The 18,466-nt window shown below is 70.8% G+C and carries 20 protein-coding genes; 2 read left to right on the top strand and 18 right to left on the bottom strand.

Annotated elements, in window-relative coordinates:
* Window positions 1-82: 82 nt before the first annotated feature.
* From groES to ACFYPC_RS20890, 3 genes are all read right to left on the bottom strand, one after another.
* Entirely contained in the window at window positions 83-391 is a 309-nt protein-coding gene (gene groES, locus ACFYPC_RS20900; RefSeq protein WP_266455850.1) for a co-chaperone GroES, read from the bottom strand.
* A 236-nt stretch (window positions 392-627) separates the two neighbouring features.
* On the bottom strand, window positions 628-1,407 hold the full coding sequence (locus ACFYPC_RS20895; protein WP_388678196.1) for a polysaccharide deacetylase family protein: 780 nt from the start codon (window positions 1,405-1,407) through the stop codon (window positions 628-630).
* Complete coding sequence (locus tag ACFYPC_RS20890; protein WP_388678194.1) at window positions 1,404-2,309, bottom strand: polysaccharide deacetylase family protein; 906 nt, start codon at window positions 2,307-2,309, stop codon at window positions 1,404-1,406. The genes ACFYPC_RS20895 and ACFYPC_RS20890 overlap by 4 nt, the downstream gene beginning before the upstream one ends.
* Before the next feature lie 90 nt (window positions 2,310-2,399).
* Here ACFYPC_RS20890 and ACFYPC_RS20885 point away from each other — a divergent pair, with 90 nt between their 5' ends.
* Complete coding sequence (locus ACFYPC_RS20885) at window positions 2,400-3,599, top strand: SAM-dependent methyltransferase (RefSeq protein ID WP_388678192.1); 1,200 nt, start codon at window positions 2,400-2,402, stop codon at window positions 3,597-3,599.
* Between the two features lie 21 nt (window positions 3,600-3,620).
* On the opposite strand, the gene ACFYPC_RS20880 is transcribed toward ACFYPC_RS20885, so the two are convergent.
* The 9 genes from ACFYPC_RS20880 to tsaB all read right to left on the bottom strand — a co-directional run bounded on the left by ACFYPC_RS20880 (window position 3,621) and on the right by tsaB (window position 11,041).
* Complete coding sequence (locus ACFYPC_RS20880; RefSeq protein ID WP_388678190.1) at window positions 3,621-4,892, bottom strand: RNA polymerase sigma factor; 1,272 nt, start codon at window positions 4,890-4,892, stop codon at window positions 3,621-3,623.
* A 57-nt stretch (window positions 4,893-4,949) separates the two neighbouring features.
* On the bottom strand, window positions 4,950-5,306 hold the full coding sequence (locus ACFYPC_RS20875; protein ID WP_388678187.1) for a YciI family protein: 357 nt from the start codon (window positions 5,304-5,306) through the stop codon (window positions 4,950-4,952).
* Window positions 5,307-5,453: 147 nt separating this feature from the next.
* Window positions 5,454-6,032 carry a Uma2 family endonuclease gene (locus ACFYPC_RS20870; protein WP_388678184.1) on the bottom strand — a complete coding sequence of 193 codons (579 nt, stop codon included), beginning with the start codon at window positions 6,030-6,032 and terminating at the stop codon, window positions 5,454-5,456.
* A gap of 59 nt (window positions 6,033-6,091) precedes the next feature.
* Complete coding sequence (locus ACFYPC_RS20865; protein WP_388678181.1) at window positions 6,092-6,985, bottom strand: hypothetical protein; 894 nt, start codon at window positions 6,983-6,985, stop codon at window positions 6,092-6,094.
* Window positions 6,986-7,252: 267 nt separating this feature from the next.
* Window positions 7,253-8,377 carry an LCP family protein gene (locus ACFYPC_RS20860; RefSeq protein ID WP_388678180.1) on the bottom strand — a complete coding sequence of 375 codons (1,125 nt, stop codon included), beginning with the start codon at window positions 8,375-8,377 and terminating at the stop codon, window positions 7,253-7,255.
* 104 nt (window positions 8,378-8,481) lie between these two features.
* Window positions 8,482-8,733 carry a hypothetical protein gene (locus tag ACFYPC_RS20855; protein ID WP_388678178.1) on the bottom strand — a complete coding sequence of 84 codons (252 nt, stop codon included), beginning with the start codon at window positions 8,731-8,733 and terminating at the stop codon, window positions 8,482-8,484.
* Window positions 8,730-9,851 (bottom strand): tRNA (adenosine(37)-N6)-threonylcarbamoyltransferase complex transferase subunit TsaD, encoded by a 1,122-nt coding sequence (gene tsaD, locus ACFYPC_RS20850; RefSeq protein WP_388678176.1) that lies wholly within the window; start codon window positions 9,849-9,851, stop codon window positions 8,730-8,732. Before tsaD ends, ACFYPC_RS20855 begins: the two co-directional genes overlap by 4 nt.
* An 18-nt stretch (window positions 9,852-9,869) precedes the next feature.
* On the bottom strand, window positions 9,870-10,376 hold the full coding sequence (rimI, locus tag ACFYPC_RS20845; RefSeq protein WP_388678841.1) for a ribosomal protein S18-alanine N-acetyltransferase: 507 nt from the start codon (window positions 10,374-10,376) through the stop codon (window positions 9,870-9,872).
* 17 nt (window positions 10,377-10,393) lie between these two features.
* Window positions 10,394-11,041 carry a tRNA (adenosine(37)-N6)-threonylcarbamoyltransferase complex dimerization subunit type 1 TsaB gene (gene tsaB, locus ACFYPC_RS20840; protein ID WP_388678173.1) on the bottom strand — a complete coding sequence of 216 codons (648 nt, stop codon included), beginning with the start codon at window positions 11,039-11,041 and terminating at the stop codon, window positions 10,394-10,396.
* A gap of 122 nt (window positions 11,042-11,163) precedes the next feature.
* On the opposite strand from tsaB, the gene ACFYPC_RS20835 reads away from it, so the two are divergent.
* Complete coding sequence (locus tag ACFYPC_RS20835; protein ID WP_388678171.1) at window positions 11,164-11,718, top strand: hypothetical protein; 555 nt, start codon at window positions 11,164-11,166, stop codon at window positions 11,716-11,718.
* A gap of 495 nt (window positions 11,719-12,213) precedes the next feature.
* Here ACFYPC_RS20835 and tsaE read toward each other — a convergent pair whose 3' ends face one another.
* The 6 genes from tsaE to ACFYPC_RS20805 all read right to left on the bottom strand — a co-directional run bounded on the left by tsaE (window position 12,214) and on the right by ACFYPC_RS20805 (window position 18,450).
* Window positions 12,214-12,756 (bottom strand): tRNA (adenosine(37)-N6)-threonylcarbamoyltransferase complex ATPase subunit type 1 TsaE, encoded by a 543-nt coding sequence (tsaE, locus tag ACFYPC_RS20830; protein WP_388678168.1) that lies wholly within the window; start codon window positions 12,754-12,756, stop codon window positions 12,214-12,216.
* On the bottom strand, window positions 12,722-13,960 hold the full coding sequence (locus ACFYPC_RS20825) for an alpha/beta fold hydrolase (RefSeq protein WP_388678166.1): 1,239 nt from the start codon (window positions 13,958-13,960) through the stop codon (window positions 12,722-12,724). Before ACFYPC_RS20825 ends, tsaE begins: the two co-directional genes overlap by 35 nt.
* A gap of 240 nt (window positions 13,961-14,200) precedes the next feature.
* Window positions 14,201-15,358: an alanine racemase gene (gene alr, locus ACFYPC_RS20820; RefSeq protein ID WP_388678164.1), complete on the bottom strand. Its 1,158-nt coding sequence runs from the start codon at window positions 15,356-15,358 to the stop codon at window positions 14,201-14,203.
* A 52-nt stretch (window positions 15,359-15,410) separates the two neighbouring features.
* Window positions 15,411-16,298 carry a L,D-transpeptidase family protein gene (locus tag ACFYPC_RS20815; protein ID WP_388678161.1) on the bottom strand — a complete coding sequence of 296 codons (888 nt, stop codon included), beginning with the start codon at window positions 16,296-16,298 and terminating at the stop codon, window positions 15,411-15,413.
* 283 nt (window positions 16,299-16,581) lie between these two features.
* Window positions 16,582-18,012, bottom strand: coding sequence for an NAD(P)H-hydrate dehydratase (locus tag ACFYPC_RS20810; RefSeq protein WP_388678158.1), 1,431 nt, complete (start codon window positions 18,010-18,012; stop codon window positions 16,582-16,584).
* Window positions 18,013-18,078: 66 nt separating this feature from the next.
* On the bottom strand, window positions 18,079-18,450 hold the full coding sequence (locus tag ACFYPC_RS20805) for a holo-ACP synthase (protein WP_388678156.1): 372 nt from the start codon (window positions 18,448-18,450) through the stop codon (window positions 18,079-18,081).
* Between the last annotated feature and the right edge of the window lie 16 nt (window positions 18,451-18,466).

Here is an 18,466-nt window from a genome sequence, read left to right as displayed (position 1 = left end):
GCGCCCCCGACGCCCGGCTACTTGCGGTCGCGGGGGGCCAGGGGCGCAGTTCACTGCAAAACCGGTTGGGTACCGGGGTGAATTACTTCTCGATGATCGCGAGAACGTCGCGAGCCGAGAGGACGAGGTACTCCTCGCCGTTGTACTTCACCTCGGTGCCGCCGTACTTGCTGTACAGCACGATGTCGCCGACGGCGACGTCGAGCGGAAGACGGTTACCGTCCTCGAAACGGCCCGGGCCCACGGCAAGGACGACGCCCTCCTGGGGCTTCTCCTTCGCGGTGTCCGGGATGACCAGGCCAGAGGCCGTGGTCTGCTCGGCTTCGAGCGGCTGGACCACAATGCGGTCCTCGAGCGGCTTGATGGCAACCTTGGAGCTGGTGGTCGTCACGATCCGACCTCCCCCTTCGGAGATCTCACGGGGTTAACTGTCTGAGGTGGCGACCAGGTGGACCCGTCGTCGCGGGAGCCGGATCTACCTGTCGTCATTGGCACTCTCCAGGGGGGAGTGCCAGACCTGAGACTATGACCGCGATTAGCACTCGGTCAAGCGGAGTGCCAACGCGCCGCCTGCGAACCCGTCAGATCGCGGCCCTCCGCCGCGTCGGATCGCGGCCCTCCGCCGCGTCAGAGGTAGTCCTCCAGCCGGGCCGCCGTGAACCCCTCGGCCTGCACCCGGCGCAGCAGAGCGACCGTCGCCGCCGTGAGGTCCGGTTCGTCGAAGCCGGACAGAATGTCGCCGGTCCGCAGCGGGCCCTCGTCCCCGGCGTCCCGTCCCCGTACGACGGCCGCGATCCCGCAGTCCGCGGCGGCACGCAGCGTGGTGGTGTCGTACGTCCCGTACGGGGGCCGCAGAAAGCGGGGGCGGATGCCGAAGCGCTGCTTGAGCTTGTCCTGCTGGCCGCAGATCTCGGCGCGCTGCCCGACGTACGGCAGGCCTCGCAGGGAGGGGTGGTCCAGGGTGTGGTTCTGCACGGTCGCGCCGACCGCGCGCAGCCGCGCGAAGTGCCCGTACCCCGGCCCGACCACACTGTCCGTGAGGAACATGCTGACCGGCAGCCGCAGTTCACGGACCATGTCGACGAACCGCGGATCCCGCTCGGCACCGTCGTCGTACGTCAGGAAGACCACCTTGTCGCGGGTGGGGACGCGGTCCACGACCGGCGCGAGGCCCGGGCCCGCGGTGGGCACGGTGACCCGGGCGGACGGTTTCGGCGCGGGGGCGAGCGGCACGGACAGGCCCCAGCGGCGGTACGTCGCCAGGGTCGGCCCCTGCGAGCGCGCCTTGCTCACCTCGTGCGCCCCCTTCTGTCCCAGCCGCTCGATCGGATCGACGGACTGGGCGCAGCCGGACAGCAGCACGGAGGCGAGCAGCCCGGCGACGATCCCGCGGGGCCGCGGTCTCACAAGTAGTCCTCGAGGCGGGCCACCGCGTACCCCTTGTCGGTCACCATCTTCATGAAGCGGCGGACCATGTCGGGCATCGTGCCCTTCCAGTCCTTCTTGCCGCGGAAGTGGCTGAGGACGATGTCGCCGGGGTGCAGATCGCGGTCCCACTCGCGGTACTCCCAGTGGTCGACGAAGATCTCCTCGTTCCACAGCGGGACGGCCTTGATGCCGCAGGACTTGGCGGCGCGCAGGGTGTCCTCGTTGTAGTTGCCGAACGGCGGCCGGAAGAGCGTCGGGCGCTTGCCGAACTGCTTCTTCATCACGTCCTGCATGCCGCAGATCTCGCGCTTCTGCCGCTCGTAGGAGAGTCCGGGCAGGTAGGGGTGGTGGAGGGTGTGGTTGTTGAGTACGACGCCGCGGTCGCGCATCTGGCGGAAGTACCCGTAGTCCTCCTTGACCAGGTAGTCGCTGAGGAAGGCGGTGTACGGGATCTTCAGGTCGCTCATCATCCGCAGGAAGGCCGGGTCCTTCTCGGCGCCGTCGTCGATGGTGAGGAAGATGACCTTGTGCTTGGTGGGGATGGTGGTGAAGACGGGCGGCAGGCCCTCCCCGTCCTCGACCTCGAAGCCGTCGCGGAACTCGATGACCGGCTTCTTGGCCGGCGGTGCGGGCGCGGTCAGCGGCGTCTTGGCGAGGCCCCAGCGCTTGGCCGCGGCGGCTCGGGCGGCCTGCGCGAGCCGGAGCTCGGCGGCGGCGTCGAGGGCGGGCGGCGCCTGGCGGCCGGGCGCCGGTTTCACGGACTTGGGGTCGGCGCCCGAGGCGCAGCCGGACACGAGTGCAGCCAGGGCGAGCGCGGCGATGCCGGTGCGGGCAGCCGCCACTTTCAGCCCATATTTATAATTTTGTCTTACTGATCGCATGGCGCCGGATCCTCGCAGGCCACGGCCCGTACGAGGCCACGACACCGCGGCCGGACGCGCACCGTCCACCGACTGGCCCACAATGGCCCGGTGAACGACCTCGATCCGCCGTCTCCCCTCGCCTCCTTCGCCACCCTCCTCACCCCCGCGGGCCGCGCCCTGCTCGACGAGGTGCGCGGCACCGATCCGGCCCGGGAACTGGCCGTCGCCACCCGGCTGCGCCGCGAGCACCCCGCCGGCCTTGTCTCGGCGGCCCTGGGGCAGGCACGGCTGCGGCAGCGGGCGGCGGCGAAGTTCGGGGCCGAGGACGCCGAGCGGATGTTCTTCACCCCCAACGGGGTCGAGCAGTCGACCCGTACGACCGTCGCGACGCACCGCGCGCAACGCCTGCGCACCCTCGGTGTCCGCTCGGTCGCCGACCTCTGCTCCGGCATCGGCGGTGACGCGATCGCGCTCGCCCGCGCCGGGATCCGGGTCCTCGCCGTCGACCGGGACCCGTTGACAGTGGCGGTGGCGCGCGCGAACGCCGACGCGCTCGGCCTCGCGGACCTGATCGAGGTCCGCGAGGCGGATGTCACGGAGGTGGACGTGTCCGCGTACGAGGCCGTCTTCGTGGACCCCGGGCGAAGGGGCGGCCGTGGCCGGATCTTTGATCCGGAGGCATACTCACCGCCCCTGTCCTGGGCGGTCGCCACCGCCTCGAAGGCCCCCCTCGCCGCCCTGAAGATCGCTCCCGGTATCCCCCACGAGGCGATTCCCGCCGAGGCGGAGGCGGAGTGGATCTCGGACGGCGGCGACGTGAAGGAGGCGGTGCTGTGGTTCGGCACCGAGCCGGGTCTGGTGCGGGCCACGCTGCTGCCGGGTCCGCGCGAGGTACGGGGGCGCGGACTGCCGGATCCGGCGGTGCGGTCCGTCGGGCGGTATCTGTACGAGCCCGACGGCGCCGTCATCCGGGCCCATCTGGTCGCGGAGGTGGCCCAGGAGCTGGGCGGCGGGCTGGTCGACGAGACGATCGCGTACATCACGGCGGACGAGGCGCGTACGACCCCGTACGCCTCCGGTTACGAGATCACCGACCAACTCCCCTTCGGCGTGAAGAAGTTGAAGGCGCTGCTGAGGGAGCGGGAAGTGGGGGTGCTGACGGTGAAGAAGCGGGGGTCGGCCGTCGAGCCGGAGGAGCTGCGGCGCAAGGCCCTGCCGAAGGCGCAGGGTCCGAACTCGGCGACGGTGTTCCTGACCCGGGTCGCGGGGGCGCCGACGATGCTGCTGGGGCATCCGCTGACGGTCTGACCCCACCAGGCGGCCACCGGCTCAGGACTGCGGCGGGTCCAGCTCACGTACCCGCGCCCGCAGCAGCTCCCTCTCCTGCTCGTTGCGCGTCAGCGTGATCGCCCGTTCGAACTCCGCCCGTGCCTGCGCCCTGCGCCCGAGCCGGGCGAGCAGATCTCCGCGGACGCTGGGCAGCAAGTGGTAGTCACGGAGGGCGGGTTCGGCGGTGAGGGCGTCGATGATTTCCAGGGCGGGCGCCGGGCCGTCCACCATCGAGACGGCGACCGCGCGGTTCAACTCCACCACGGGGGACGGGGATCGGGCCGCCAGGAGCCCGTACAGGGCGGCGATCTGCCGCCAGTCCGTGTCCTCGTAGGCGTACGCCTGTGCGTGACATGCGGCGATGGCGGCCTGGATCGCGTACGGGCCGGGGCCCGTGGTGGTGACGGCGCTCGCGCGGCCGAGGGCGGCGAAGCCACGGCGGATCAGCATGCGGTTCCAGCGGCGGCGGTTCTGGTCCTTGAGCAGGACCGGCTCGCCCGACGGGCCGGTACGGGCGTACGCGCGGGACGTCTGAAGCTCCAACAGCGCGGCCAGCCCGTGCACTTCGGGCTCCTTGGGCATCAACTCGGCGAGCACGCGGGCCAGTCGCAGGGCGTCCTCGCACAGCGCCGGGCGCAGCCAGTCCTCGCCCGCGGTGGCCGCGTACCCCTCGTTGAAGATCAGGTAGATGACCTCGAGGACGGACCCGAGGCGCGCCTCCCGCTCCGGGCCGTACGGCACCTCGAAGGCGACCCCCTTCGTCGCCAGTTTCCGTTTGGCGCGCACGATGCGCTGGGCGATCGTCGCCTCCGGGACGAGGAAGGCGCGGGCGATCTCGGGGGTGGTCAGGCCGCCGAGCAGCCGTAGCGTGAGCGCGATGCGGGCCTCGGCGGAGAGGACCGGGTGGCAGGTGGTGAAGACGAGCCTCAGCAGGTCGTCGTCGATGTCGTCCGGGTCGGCGGGCTCTTCGAAAGGGGTGGTCGTGTCCAGGTCACGCCCGATCTCCTCCAGCTTGCGCGCGTACCGCTCCCGGCGGCGTACGAGATCGATCGCGCGGTGCTTGGCCGTGGCCGTGAGCCAGGCACCCGGGTTGTCCGGTACCCCGTCCCGCGGCCACTGCTCCAGCGCCGCGACCAGGGCGTCCTGGGCCAGCTCCTCGGCGATACCGACGTCACGGACGATGCGGGTGACGCCGGCGATGACCCGCGGGGACTCGATCCGGAAGACGGTTTCGATAGCTCCGCGCGGGTCGGCGGTGGGCTGCTGTTCCACAGCCCACCATCAGACACCCACGGCGGCCGTAGGCCAAGGAACCGCTCGCCCGACCACTCAGCCCTCCGCGATCTCCCGCACCTCGGATGTGACCGTCCAGTGCTCCTCGTGGACCTTGAGGAAGCGCTTGGCCCACTCGATCGCCTCGGCCTTGTCCTTGGCCTGGATGATCGCGTAACCGCCGACTACCTCCTTGGCCTCGGTGAACGGGCCGTCGGTGACGGTCAGTTCACCCTTCTCCCAGTGGACCCGGGTGCCCTGCGAGGAGGGCGTGAGCCCGGCGTTGTCCAGCATCACGCCCGCCTTGGTCATCTCCTCGATCAGCTCCCCCATCCGCTGCATCAGCTCGGGGCTGGGGCCCTCGGCGGGGGCGTTGTTCTCGTCGATCCGGACCATCGACAGATAACGCGGCATGGTGACTCCTTCAGCAGCGGGGCGGGGACTGTCCCCGCCTCTCACCCATGCGTCGAACGGGAGACGCGTGTCTCGACACCATCGCCGAAATACTTCGGAATTTCTTCCGCGGGATTCGTTTCCGCAGGTCACGGCGGTGCCGGACCGTCAGTCGGCGAAGTCCTTCAGCTTCTCGGTGTCCAGGGTGAAACCGACAGGATCGGGCAGCTCGATCGCGGCGCCGAAAGGCCGTCCAGTGCCTGAACGGTACTTGCCGTCCTCCGGATCGGAATACACCGTGACAGCCGCGGCTTCCCTGTCGATCAACAGGTAAACAGGGATGCCGGCGGCTGCGTAGGCCTCCGGCTTCTCCATCCGGTCCCGCCGGGTGGCGTCGCTGTCCCGGGACGTGACCTCGACAACCATCAGGACTCCGTCGGGCTCCGCCCACTCACCCTTTCCGGCGAAGTACTCCTCGGGTACCAGAGCACCGTCAGGCCGGGCTCGCCCCTGTCGGTACGCCTCAACCCGGAGGCCCTGTTCCGGATAGAGGAACAGCTCAGGGCGATGCTGCATACACCGCCTGAGGAGCCAGGCAACGATCTCGCCGTGATTCCCGTCCGGCACGGCCTTGACCCCGATCTTTCCGTTCAGAAACTCCAGACGCGCCGTCTCGTGCGCAAGGAGGGCGAGCTCCTCGAAATCCTCGATGCCCATCTGGGGGTGGTCGGACGTACTGGGGGTCATGGCGTCGCCTCCTCCCCTCCATCCTGCCCCGGCTACGGGCGGCCCGTGCTGCAAGGTCGTCATGCGTCTTTCCCTTTCTCCGTATGCATCCCTGTGCGCGCCTCGGTACTCGTCCCTCTGCGCACCTCCATGCGTGCCCCTGTACGCAGGGCCGCGCGCACCTGCCCCGCATGGGCGTGCACCCGGTCGGCCGCGAGACCCGGCCGCCCGCCCCAGCAGCCCTCGCACAGGCCTCCCCGCAGTCCCGTGCTGTCGCCCGGCTCACCGCAGGCCGTGCAGACCACCTCGTAGCGCGGCGGCGGGGGCGGCGCGGGCGGCAGCTTGGCGATCAGCCGTGCGCGTACGAAACCGTGCGCGTGGGCCACCTGCTCCGGGAGCCCGGCCGTCACCGCTGCCACGAGCTGCGCCTCGCCCGCGCCCCGCGCGAACCACTCGGCGGCGTGCTCCTCCAACGCCCCGCACTCCCCCGCCGAGAGCGTGAGGCGCGCGTCGATCCGCCCGAGCCGGGCCAGCACGCCGTACGCCGCCGATCGCTCCGATTCCGGCGAGCGCGGCTCGGTGACCGGTACCGCTCCGGCGAGGAGCGCGTCCCACCACGCGTCGTCGCGAGCGGTGCGCGAGAAGAAGGTGTGCCAGACCCAGCGGGGGCAGCCGTCGACGGTGACCGGACGTCGTACGCGGCGCAGATGGCCCGCTGCGGAGAGGTTGTTGAGGGCGGTGCCGATGGCGCACTGGCCGTAGTCGAGATGCCTGGCCAGCGTCTTGATGGACATGTCCGCCTCGTCGTCGAGCCGGTCGAGGTACGTGGCGATCGACGACTCGCGGGCGGGCAGATGTGCGAAGTCCCGGCCGGTACGCGGCTCCTGGTCGGGGGCGGACCTCTTCCCGTACCCGGGATTGGCCGAGGGGTGGGCGGACGGGCGCGGGGCAGCACTAAGCTGGGCGGTAGCCATGGGATCGACCTTCATTCGATCTAGTGGTCAGACCCCCGCGTGGTGCTGCTAACACCCACGGGGGTCGAAGCTTTCCCGGCGCACGCTACACGTTCGCCACGCTCCGGCGCGACCTGGTCACGAAAAGTCATCTCCCCTGGCCCGGGCGGCACTTCGGCCGCCGACAAGGGAGGGTGGGTAGGTTGAGCCACCCACCCATTCCTTGCAAAAAGGGTCTCGAATCCCGACCCCCGAAGCTCAAGTCCCGGCTAAGGAGCCGACAGTCAGTCACCGCAGCGACGCCCACAGCTCGCTCGCCTCCGGCTCGTTCGCCACCACCCTGTTCGGGTCCGAGGGCGCCGGCAGCACCGGCATGGTGACCGTCGTGAGCGCGTCCGCGGGCAGCGACTGCAGGCTCTGGCCGAGGCTGATCAGTTCGGTCAGCGAGTCGAGACCTGTGTCGGTCGTGAGGCTGCCGGTGACCGCGTCGGCGACGTTGTAGAGCTTGGCGGGGTCGGTGAGCAGATCAGTGGTGCGGATCTGCTCCAACAGGGCTTTCACCAAGGTCTGTTGGAGGCCTATGCGGCCCAGGTCGCTGCCGTCGCCTATGCCGTGCCGGGTGCGGGCGAGGGCCAACGCCTGGGTGCCGTCCAGGTGGTGCGTGCCCGCCTCCAGGTGGAGGTGGCTGTCGTCGTCGTCGATGTCCTCGTCCGTGGTGACGGTGACGCCGCCGAGCGCGTCCACGAGGCCCGCGAAGCCGGAGAAGTCGATCTCGATGAAGTGGTCCATGCGGACGTTCGTGATGGACTCGACCGTCTTCACCGCACAGACCGGACCGCCCACCGAGTACGCGCTGTTGAACATCGAGTTGTACGCCACCGAGGTCGTCCCGCCGGAGGAGGTGGGGCACGACGGGCGGGTGACCAGGGTGTCGCGCGGGATGCTGACCACCGTCGCCGCCGTACGGCCCGCGTCGATGTGGACGACCATCGCCGTGTCCGAGCGGGCACCCGAGGTGGTGCTTCCGCCGCCCAGCGCCGCGTTCTCCTCGCCGCTGCGGGAGTCGGAGCCGAGGACCAGGATGTTGAGCGCGCCGCTGGGGAGCGGGGTCGCGGAGGCCGAAGCGGAAGCGGAAGCGGAGGAGGAGGCGGAGGCGGAGGCGGAGGCAGTCGCCGAAGGCGTCGACACGACCTTCGGCGGGCGGTCGTCGCCGAGCGCGCTGTTGATGTCGACGCTCTTGATGTTCTGGTTGAGGTGCCAGTAGGCCCAGGCCGCCCCCACGAGGGAGAGCACGAGGGCACCGGCGAACACAATGCCGGCGGCTTTCAGCAGGCCCCGCCGTCGGCCCCCGCGTCTCCCGACGCCCCCGTGGTCGTCCCCGTGCTCGTCATCAGCAGTCACGCGGAGGAACATAAGTCCGAATTATTACGAGCAGGAACTCTTCTGGGGTTTCCTTCGGAAAATCTCAGACTTCTCAGGCGTGGCTAAGGTCTGAACGCCAAAAAATCGACCCGGTGTCAGGACACCGACTCGAACCGCCACCGATGGACCGCCCGGCCGACCAACTCCGCGTCCGGTTCCGGCAGTTCGGGCAGCTCGGCGTCGTACGGCGCGTCCCACCAGGTGATGACGAGGACCCGGTCCTGAGGCGCCCGGAAGATCTCCTGACGCAGCGGCGGGGCCGCCAGCTCCTGCTGCCGCACCCAGTCGAGCAACTCCTCGCCCCGCCCGGAGACAGCCCGCGCCTCCCACATCAGCGCGACGCTCACGAGTACAGGTTCTCCTTGCTGACCTCGTGCACATGGTCATGCGAATGCCCATGCCCGGATCCGTGCGCATGCCCGCGCCCCGGCACATGCGTGTCGGTCACCGGCAACGACGAGTCCGCCGACAGATCCCAGTCGGAGGCGGCCCGGTTCCGTGCCACCATCTCGGCGCCCAGCGCGGCCACCATCGCCCCGTTGTCCGTGCACAGCTTGGGTCGCGGCACCCGCAGCCGGATCCCGGCGGCCTCGCAGCGCTCCTGGGCGAGCACCCGCAGCCGGGAGTTGGCGGCCACCCCGCCGCCGATCATGAGGTGGTCGACGCCCTCGTCCTTGCAGGCCCGTACGGCCTTGCGCGTCAGCACGTCGACGACCGCCTCCTGGAAAGACGCGGCCACATCACGCACCGGCACCTCCTCCCCGGCCGCCCGCTTGGCCTCGATCCAGCGGGCCACGGAGGTCTTCAGACCGGAGAAGGAGAAGTCGTACGCCGCGTCGCGCGGCCCGGTGAGCCCGCGCGGGAACGCGATCGCCTTCGGGTCACCCTCCTTCGCGTACCGGTCGATGACAGGGCCGCCGGGGAAGCCGAGGTTCAGCACCCGCGCGATCTTGTCGAAGGCCTCGCCGGCCGCGTCGTCGATGGTCGCGCCCATCGGCCGTACGTCGGAGGTGATGTCACTCGAAAGGAGCAGTGACGAATGGCCGCCGGAGACGAGCAGCGCCATGGTCGGCTCGGGCAGCGGGCCGTGTTCGAGCTGGTCCACGCAGATGTGCGAGGCGAGATGGTTCACGCCGTACAGCGGCTTGCCGAGCGCGTAGGCGTACGCCTTCGCCGCCGAGACCCCGACGAGCAGCGCGCCCGCGAGCCCGGGCCCGGCGGTCACCGCGATCCCGTCCAGGTCCGAAGCGGCGATCCCCGCCTCCTTCAGCGCGCGCTCGATGGTCGGCACCATCGCTTCGAGGTGCGCCCGCGAGGCGACCTCGGGCACCACACCGCCGAAACGTGCGTGCTCGTCGACGCTGGACGCGATGGCGTCCGCGAGCAGCGTGGTGCCGCGGACGATGCCGACGCCGGTCTCGTCGCAGGAGGTCTCGATGCCGAGGACGAGCGGTTCGTCAGCCATTGATCTCAACCATTGCTCTCAACCATTGATCTCGGTTCCTTGTACGCCGTTTACTGAGGTGGAAGGGTCGTTGAGGCGCATCACGAGGGCGTCGATGTTCCCCGGCTGGTAGTAGCCGCGCCGGAACCCGATGGCCTCGAAGCCGAAGCGCTCGTACAGCTTCTGTGCGCGAACGTTGTCTACCCGGCACTCGAGCAGCACCTCGGCGCACTCGAACGCGGTCGCGGCCCGCAGCAGTTCGGCCAGCAGCCGTGCGCCGAGCCCGGTGCCCCACTGCTCACGGCGTACGGCGATCGTCTGTACGTCGCCCACCGCGGCGAAGCCGCCATCAGATGCAGTGCCGGAGGCCGCGAGTCCCGCGTACCCGAAGAGGCGCCCGTCCTCCTCGGCCACGACATAGCGGCGCGTCGCCTCGGGCCCACGCGAATGGGCCAGCTCGGACCAGAACATCCCCCGCGACCAGGCGTCCTCGGGGAAGAGGTCCCGCTCCAGCTCCAGTACGGGATCGATGTCCCACCAGCGCATCTCGCGCAGCACGGCGGTCACTTGGGGGTGACCACCTTGTAGTTCTTGGGCACCTGGGCGTCGGGGCGGCGCAGGTAGAGCGGCCGGGGGGCCGCCAGTTCCTCGCCCGCGGCGAGCTTCTCCACGGCCAGGGAGGCCAGCGCGGCGGCCGAGACGTGCTCGGGCGCGCGGGCGTCCGGGAAGGTGTCGGGGTAGAGCAGCGCGCCCGCCCCGACGGCGGGCAGACCGCCGAGATCCAGGTCCGCGGGCCGGTCCACGGCGGGCTCCGACACGCGGGTACGGGGATCGGCGTACCGCGCCCAGTAGACCTCCTTGCGCCGCGCGTCGGTCGCCACGACGAAGGGGCCCTCGACGTCGGCCGCGTAGGCGAGCCCGTCGAGGGTGCACAGGCCGTACGCGGGCACGCCGAGCGCGAGAGCGAAGGTGTCGGCGGTCATGAGGCCGACGCGCAGCCCGGTGTAGGGGCCGGGGCCGACGCCGACGACGATGCCGGTGACGGCGTCGAGGCGCAGGCCGGCCTCCGCGAGCACTCGGTCGACGGCCGGCAGCAGCAGTTCCCCGTGCCGGCGTGCGTCCACCTGGCTCGACGCGGCGACGACGGTTGCGCCGTCGTGCAGGGCGACGGTCACGGCGGGGGTGGCGGTATCCAGAGCGAGCAAGAGCACGCAAACAGCGTACGGCGCCCGGGGGCGGGGCACGGCCGCCCCGGTCTGCCGTGCCCATCCTGCTACCGTCACCACAAGCGACGTACGGGGTAAGAAAGTGATTCGAGAGGTGGGCGCACAAGGTGGCTAGGAGCAGCTCGGGAATCGTGGCCGGGCTCACGGTGGCGGCGATCGCCGCAGTCGGCTTCCTCGCCTACCAGGCGTCCGCGAGCGTGCCGGACACCCTTGGCAAAGCGGACACGAGCGTGACACCCAAGGCCACCGCCTCGAAGGCACCCGGAGGCGCGACGAACCCGAACGCGCTGCCCACCGAGTCCGGCACCGGTGAGCGCGTCGTCTACGCGACCGGCGACGACCGCGTGTGGCTGGTCGCCGCGAACAACAAGGTGCAGCGCACCTTCGAGGTCACCCCCGGCACGGTGGACCCGGCCGCAGGCACCTACGCCGTCACGACCCGTGCCAACGCGGTCACCGGGTCGGACGGGGTGCAGATCGAGCACGTCGTCCGGTTCACCTCGGTCAATGGCATCGCGATCGGCTTCAGCGCGGCCCTCAACGGCTCGACCACCGCTCCGGACCCAGCCAAGAAGCTCGGCGGCATCCGCGAGTCCCGCGAGGACGGCGACGCGATGTGGAACTTCGCGACGGTGGGCGTGAAGGTCGTAGTCGTCCAGTAACGCGAAGACCCCGCAGAGGGAAATTAAGCCGCCTTACGGGGCTGCTCGGCCACAGGCGCCGCGACCATGGGCGTCTTGGCCACGGGTGTCTCGGGCAGTGGCGGGCGCGGCGCCCGCGAAACCGCTTCGGCGAGAGCACACGACGCCAGCAGATCCCGCATCGAAACCCCGCCGGCCACCCGCGGCTGCTGCGCCGGCACGCCACGTTCTGAAGCCGACCGTTCTGAAGCCGACCGTTCTGAAGCGGACATGGACGCCTCCTGGAGCTTCGGGGGCCACCGTGGTTAGGTAGACCTAACCACGTACTGACGTCCATGTGACCACGCCCAGGACGCGAAACGCAACATCTTGCCGACGTCTTGTCGGAACGTTATTCGAATGTACGAAGAAACCAGCGCGTGCACGCAGAAACGAGCGCGTGTACGAAGAAACCCGCGCGTGCACAGAGAAACCAGCGCGCCCCACCCTGTTCCCCGGCGAGCGCGTGCCCGCGTTTCAGGCCGAGAGCGCCGAGAGCACGCTCAGGTCGGCCGTCGCCCAGCGCCCGCCGAGCCCGGTCAGCGTGACGTGCCGTACCTCGTCCCTGGTGTCCCCCACGGCGCGGTGGATCGCGACGTGCAGCCGGTCGTCGGTCAGTTCCTCGACCTTGCCCTCGCCCCACTCCACGACGATCACCGAGTCGGACAGCGAGACGTCGAGATCGAGGTCCTCCATCTCGTCGAGCCCGCCACCGAGGCGGTACGCGTCCACGTGGACGAGCGGCGGACCCTCGCCGAGGGAGGGGTGCACGCGCGCGATGACGAAGGTCGGCGAGGTGACCGCACCTCGTACGCCGAGTCCCTCGCCGAGGCCGCGTGTCAGCGTCGTCTTGCCCGCGCCGAGCTCGCCGTTCAGCATCACGAGGTCACCCGCGCGCACCAGCTCGGCCAGGCGGAGACCCAGCTCGCGCATCTGGTCCGGGGAGTTGACGGTGATCTGGACGCCGACGCCCCCCGCGGTGGGCTCAGCCGGGTTGTACGGTGCTGCTGGTCGTTCCATAGCCACCCACGGTAGCTCCTGCCGGGACGGCCCCCGCACGCATCAGAAGGTCGGCGAGACGGTCTGTGACGACCTCGGGGTGCTCCAGCATCACGAGGTGTCCGGCGTCCGGTACGAGCACCAGCTCGGCGTCCGGCAGCAGGTCCGCGATCGCCTCGCTGTGCTGGCTCGGGGTCACCAGGTCCTTGACGCCGGCGAGGACGAGGACGGGCATGTCGGCGAAGTGCGCGAGCGCCGCGGTCTTGTCGTGTTCGGTGAACGCCGGGTAGAACTCGGCGACCACGTCGATCGGCGTGCCCTCGATCATCCGCTCGGCGAACCGCTCGACCGCCGGGTCGACGTCCTTGCTCGCGAACGAGTACCGCTTGATGATCCCGGCGAACAGATCAGCGGTGACCCGCCGGCCCCGCTCCACCAGGGCCGCCTGCTGACCGAGCGCCTTCAGCACACTCGGCAGCGCCCACCGCACCGCGTTGACGCCCGCGACGGGCAGCCCGAAGTTGACCTCGCCGAGCCGCCCCGACGACGTACCGACGAGCGCGACGGCGACGACCCGGTCGCGGACGAGGTCGGGGTACTGGTCGGCCAGCGCCATCACCGTCATGCCGCCCATGGAGTGCCCGACCAGCACGATCGGACCCTCGGGCGCGGCAGCGTCGATGACGGTCTTCAGGTCCTGGCCGAGCTGGTCGATGGTGACCGGCGCCCCGTCCTTGACCTGGGCGACGCCCCGGCCGGACCGCCCGTGGCTGCGCTGGTCCCAGTGCACCGTGCGCACCACTCCGCGCAGCGCGGCCCGCTGGAAGTGCCAGGAGTCCTGGTTGAGGCAGTAGCCGTGGCTGAAGACGACGGTGACGGGGGCCGGGGCCTTACGGCCGAAGAGACGCCGTCGGCGGCCGCCCAGCGGGGCCTCGGGCTCGGCGTCGTCGACCTCGTAGTACAGCTCCGTGCCGTCGTCGGCGTATGCCTTGCCGGGAGTGCCGCGCAGCGCACCGTAGGGACCTGCCGAGTCGAGGGCGAGCCTGGCCTTCTCCCGCATACCGCGGCCGACCGTGAGCCGCTCTATGGCGACCCCGGCGGCGGCACCCGCCGCGACCACGCCTATGGCGACGCCCGCGATACCCGTTGCCTTGCGCCAGTTCCCGGCGGAGGCGGCGACCGCCGAGGCCGCACTCGTGACGGCCTCCGCGCTGCTCTCGCTCACTTCCCGCTCCTCTTCGCCGGTTTCTGGACTGTTCGGGGTACTGCTGCGTTCCGCACTGCTCGCGTTACTGACATGTACCGCACTACCCGGGTTACTGCCGTGTACCGCACTGCTCAGGTTCAGCCGTGTACCGCACTACGCGCTACCCGGGTAACTGCCGTGTTCCGCACCGCTCGGGGCGTTGCCGTGTTCCGCACTGCCCGGAGTGTCGACACTCCCGCATCGCACACCCCTTCGCTGTTACCCGTTCTGTTCGTCATTCACCTTCACGTACACACGGGGTACGCGGGTTCCGATCCGGGTGACGATTTCGTACGCGATGGTTCCCGCGGCCCGTGCCCAGTCCTCGGCGGTCGGCTCGCCCCGGTCGCCGGGCCCGAACAGCACCGCTTCCGCGCCGGCTTCCGGCTCGTCCCCACCGAGGTCGACGACGAACTGATCCATCGCGATCCGTCCGGCGACCGTCCGCAGCTTGCCGCCGACCAACACCGGTCCGGTGCCGGAGGCGTGCCGCGGGATGCCGTCCGCGTAGCCGACGGGCACGAGGCCCAGGGTCGTGGCGCCAGGTGTGACGTAGTGATGCCCGTAACTGACGCCGTGCCCCCCTTCCACCTGCTTCACCAGCGCGATCGACGCGCTCAGCGTCATCACCGGGCGCAACCCGAAGTCGGCCGGGGTGCCGATCTCGGGGCTGGGCGAGAGGCCGTAGACCGCGATTCCCGTGCGTACGAGGTCGAAGTGGCTCTCGGGAAGGGTCAGTGTGGCGGGCGAGTTGGCGATGTGCCGCACCTCGGGGCGGATGCCCCGCTCCTCCGCGTACCTCACCAGCTCGCGGAAACGGGTGAGTTGGGCCTGGATCGAGGGGTGGCCCGGTTCGTCGGCGCAGGCGAAGTGCGACCAGAGGCCGGTGACGGTGATCAGCCCGTCGGCCTCGGCGCGCAGGGCCTGCGCGACGAGTTCGGGCCAGTCGGCGGGCTGAGCGCCGTTGCGCCCGAGTCCGGTGTCGGCCTTGAGCTGGACGCGGGCGGGGCCGCCGACGTCTCGCGCCGCCCGGATGACTTCTGCCAGCGCCCACAGCCCGCTCACCGACACATCGAGGTCGGCCTCGATGGCCTGGGCCCAGGGGCCACCGGGCGTCCAGAGCCAGCACATGATGCGCCCCGGCAGTCCGGCCGCCCGCAGCGCGAGGGCCTCCTCGGGGGTGGCCGTGCCGAGCCAGGTGGCACCCGCCTCGCGCGCCGCGCGGGCGCACGGAACCGCCCCATGGCCGTACGCGTCGGACTTGACCACGGCCATCACGGCCGCGGACGGCGCGTGGGCGCGCAGGCTCCGCACATTGGCCCGGAGGGCGGCCAGGTCGATCTCGGCGCGGGCGCGCAGGGGTGCTGTCTCGTTCATAGCGCCTCCAGTGTCTCAGAGGCGTCGGACAGCACCCGGGCGCCTGTGGATCTCAGGAACCGGCCCTGCGGCCCCATACGTAAACCCGGTCGCCCTTCTTGAGCACGCCCCACAGTTTCCGGGCGTCGGCGAGCCGCAGATTCACACAGCCCCAGGAGCCAACCGTGGTGTGGATGCTGCCGTAGACGGCGTGGAAGGCCTGTCCACCGTCGAAGAACTGGCTGTACGGCATGGAGGTGTTGTAGAGCGTCGACCAGTGGTTCTTGTGCTTCCAGTAGATCTTCTTCCACCCGGTCCGCGTCGCGTACCCGGGCCGGCCGCTGCGCATCGGCACCGGCCCGTACACGACCTTCTTCCCCTTCTGTACCCAGGTGAGCTGCCGGGTGAGATCCACGCAGGCGACGCGGTACGACCGGACGGGACACTTCTTGGCCGCGTTCGGGTTCTTCTTCGCCGACAGCAACTGCATCTGGGCCCAGGTGACGGGCCCGGCGAAGCCGATGTTCGGCTTGATCTTGTGCTTCGTCTGGAAGGCACGGATGGCGAGACAGTCGGCGCCGGACTGCTTCCCGTCCACCTTCAGCTTCAGCCACCGCTCGACCTGGCGTTGGTAGGGCCCGGTCCGCTTGCTGCACGCCACCTTCGCGGCGGCATCTCCGAGCGGCACATACTCGACCAGCGCGTACGTCCCCTCCATCGCGTCCCGCGGCTCGACCGCGTCCTCCGCGGCAGTCGGCGCGTACACCTTCGGCGCCAGGACCTGGTCGGGCGTGTCGATCTGCCACGGCTGATACGGCCCCGGCGCCACCCCGGGCACCAGCTCCGCCTCCGGCCCAGAAGCAGGAGGAACAGGTTCCGCATACGCCACCCCACCAGGCAGCGCGACCACCGCGGCAAGCATCACCGCGACCCCACGACACGTCATTCGTCTGCTGATCATGCGATCAGCCATACGCAATAGAAGGGAGGGAGGGGGTGAGCCGCGCGGAGGGGGCGGAGCTTTCAGCCCGTCCGGCGTTTGAGGACGAGCCCTTCGGGCGAACGGGGGTCTGGGGGCGGAGCCCCCAGATACGGGACGGGCAGGGGGGAGGGGGCGAAAAAAGCCCACCCACCTCAGCCAAAACACCCCGCCAGACATCGGGAACCACCTCAGCCACAAACATCCCGCCAGGCATCCGGAACCACCTCAGCCACAAACATCCCGCCAGGCATCCGGAACCACCTCAGCCACAAACATCCCGCCAGGCATCCGGAATCGCAGCAGCCACGTCATGAGCCCCCACAGGCGCCCCATCCGCGGCCAACCGCCCCGCAAGCCCATGCAGATACGCAGACACACTCCCGGCGTCCAACGCGGACAGCCCAGCCGCGAGCAGCGACCCCGCCAGCCCCGACAACACGTCACCGCTCCCCGCAGTGGCCAGCCACCCCGTCCCGGTGGAGTTCACCCGCACAACCCCGCCCCCCGCATCGGCCACCAACGTGGTCGACCCCTTGAGCAGCACCGTCGCCCCGTACCGCCGCGCCAGCTCCCGCGCCGAAGCCAGCCGAGCGCCCTCGACCTCCTCGCGCTTCACGCCGAGCAGCGCGGCTGCCTCACCGGCGTGCGGGGTCATCAGCGTCGGCGCCGCACGATCCCGCACGTCGCCCACGTCGGCGAGCCGCAGCCCGTCCGCGTCCAGCAGCACGGGCACGTCCGACCCGAGCACCTCGCGCACCGCCGACGCGTCGTCCCCGGCGCCGGGCCCCACGACCCACGCCTGCACCCGCCCGGCGTGCGCGGGTCCCTTGTCGGAGACGAGTGTCTCGGGGAACCGGGCGAGCACAGCGTCCGCCGCGGGCCCGACGTACCGTACGGCCCCCGCGCCGCCCCGCAGCGCCCCCGCCACGGCGAGCACCGCGGCCCCGGGATAGCGCGCGGAGCCCGCCGCGATGCCGACGACACCGCGCCGGTACTTGTCGCTCTCCGCCGCCGGTACCGGAAGCAGGTCCGCCACGTCGGCGTGCTGGAGGGCCTCCAGTTCGGGCTCCGCGGGCAGTTCGAGCCCGATGTCGACGAGGCGTACGGAACCGGCGTACTCCCGCGCGGGATCGATCAGCAGCCCGGGTTTGTGGGTCCCGAAGGTCACCGTCAGGTCGGCCCGGACGGCCGCGCCGCGGACCTCACCGGTGTCCGCCTCGATGCCACTGGGCAGGTCGACGGCGACGACGGCGGCCCGGGAGTGCGCGACGAGCGCGGCCAGCTGCGCCGCCGCAGGCCGCAGGCCGCCCGAGCCGCCGATCCCGACGATGCCGTCGACGACGAGGTCGGCCCGCCGGACGATGTCCTCGGCGGCGTCGGGGCCGACCGTGCGGCCGCCCGCCCGGTGCAGGGCCTCAAGTCCGCCCGGGTGCGTGCGTTCGGTGCTGAGCAGGACGGCGGTGACTCCGGCCCCGCGCCGCGCGAGGCGGGCCCCTGCGTACAGGGCGTCCCCGCCGTTGTCCCCGCTCCCCACCAGCAGCACGACCCGACTGCCGTACACCCGCCCCAGCAACTGGCCGCAGGCGGCGGCCAGTCCGGCAGCCGCCCGCTGCATCAGGGCACCTTCCGGAAGCCGCGCCATGAGCGAACGCTCCGCCGTCCTCACCGTCTCCACGCTGTACGCAGTACGCATACGTTCGAGTCTCCCGTACGGCACCCCGAACCACAGCCCCAGCCGTGAACGCACCCGCCGACCGGGCTACCCCTCCGCCACCACCACGGCCGAGGCCACCCCCGCGTCATGACTCAGCGAGACATGCCACGACCGCACCCCCAGCTCGGCCGCGCGAGCCGCCACCGTCCCGGTCACCCGAAGCCGCGGTTGCCCGCTGTCCTCCACATAGACCTCCGCGTCGGCCCAGTGCAGTCCGGCCGGGGCGCCCAACGCCTTGGCGACCGCCTCCTTGGCGGCGAACCGGGCCGCGAGCGAGGCGACACCCCGCCGCTCACCGCTGGGCAACAGCAACTCGCTCTCCAGAAAGAGCCGTTCGGCCAGTCCGGGCGTCCGCTCCAGCGAATCCCGGAACCGATCGATCGCAGCCACGTCGATACCGACCCCGATGATGCTCATGCCGAGACCCTACGGC

The sequence above is a fragment of the Streptomyces sp. NPDC005808 genome (assembly GCF_042871385.1).
Taxonomy (GTDB): domain Bacteria; phylum Actinomycetota; class Actinomycetes; order Streptomycetales; family Streptomycetaceae; genus Streptomyces.
The sequence above is the reverse complement of the archived record's forward strand: the minus strand, read 5'-3'. Positions and strand labels throughout refer to the sequence as shown.

Excerpts from the sequence above, each read along its gene's own strand:
- ACFYPC_RS20890 (WP_388678194.1), bottom strand. The coding sequence starts at position 2,309 with ATGCGATCAGTAAGACAAAATTATAAATATGGGCTGAAAGTGGCGGCT.
- ACFYPC_RS20875 (WP_388678187.1), bottom strand. The coding sequence starts at position 5,306 with ATGCCGCGTTATCTGTCGATGGTCCGGATCGACGAGAACAACGCCCCC.
- ACFYPC_RS20870 (WP_388678184.1), bottom strand. The coding sequence starts at position 6,032 with ATGACCCCCAGTACGTCCGACCACCCCCAGATGGGCATCGAGGATTTC.
- ACFYPC_RS20865 (WP_388678181.1), bottom strand. The coding sequence starts at position 6,985 with ATGGCTACCGCCCAGCTTAGTGCTGCCCCGCGCCCGTCCGCCCACCCC.
- ACFYPC_RS20860 (WP_388678180.1), bottom strand. The coding sequence starts at position 8,377 with ATGTTCCTCCGCGTGACTGCTGATGACGAGCACGGGGACGACCACGGG.
- tsaD (WP_388678176.1), bottom strand. The coding sequence starts at position 9,851 with ATGGCTGACGAACCGCTCGTCCTCGGCATCGAGACCTCCTGCGACGAG.
- rimI (WP_388678841.1), bottom strand. The coding sequence starts at position 10,376 with ATGCGCTGGTGGGACATCGATCCCGTACTGGAGCTGGAGCGGGACCTC.
- tsaE (WP_388678168.1), bottom strand. The coding sequence starts at position 12,756 with ATGGAACGACCAGCAGCACCGTACAACCCGGCTGAGCCCACCGCGGGG.
- alr (WP_388678164.1), bottom strand. The coding sequence starts at position 15,358 with ATGAACGAGACAGCACCCCTGCGCGCCCGCGCCGAGATCGACCTGGCC.
- ACFYPC_RS20815 (WP_388678161.1), bottom strand. The coding sequence starts at position 16,298 with ATGATCAGCAGACGAATGACGTGTCGTGGGGTCGCGGTGATGCTTGCC.
- ACFYPC_RS20810 (WP_388678158.1), bottom strand. The coding sequence starts at position 18,012 with ATGCGTACTGCGTACAGCGTGGAGACGGTGAGGACGGCGGAGCGTTCG.
- ACFYPC_RS20805 (WP_388678156.1), bottom strand. The coding sequence starts at position 18,450 with ATGAGCATCATCGGGGTCGGTATCGACGTGGCTGCGATCGATCGGTTC.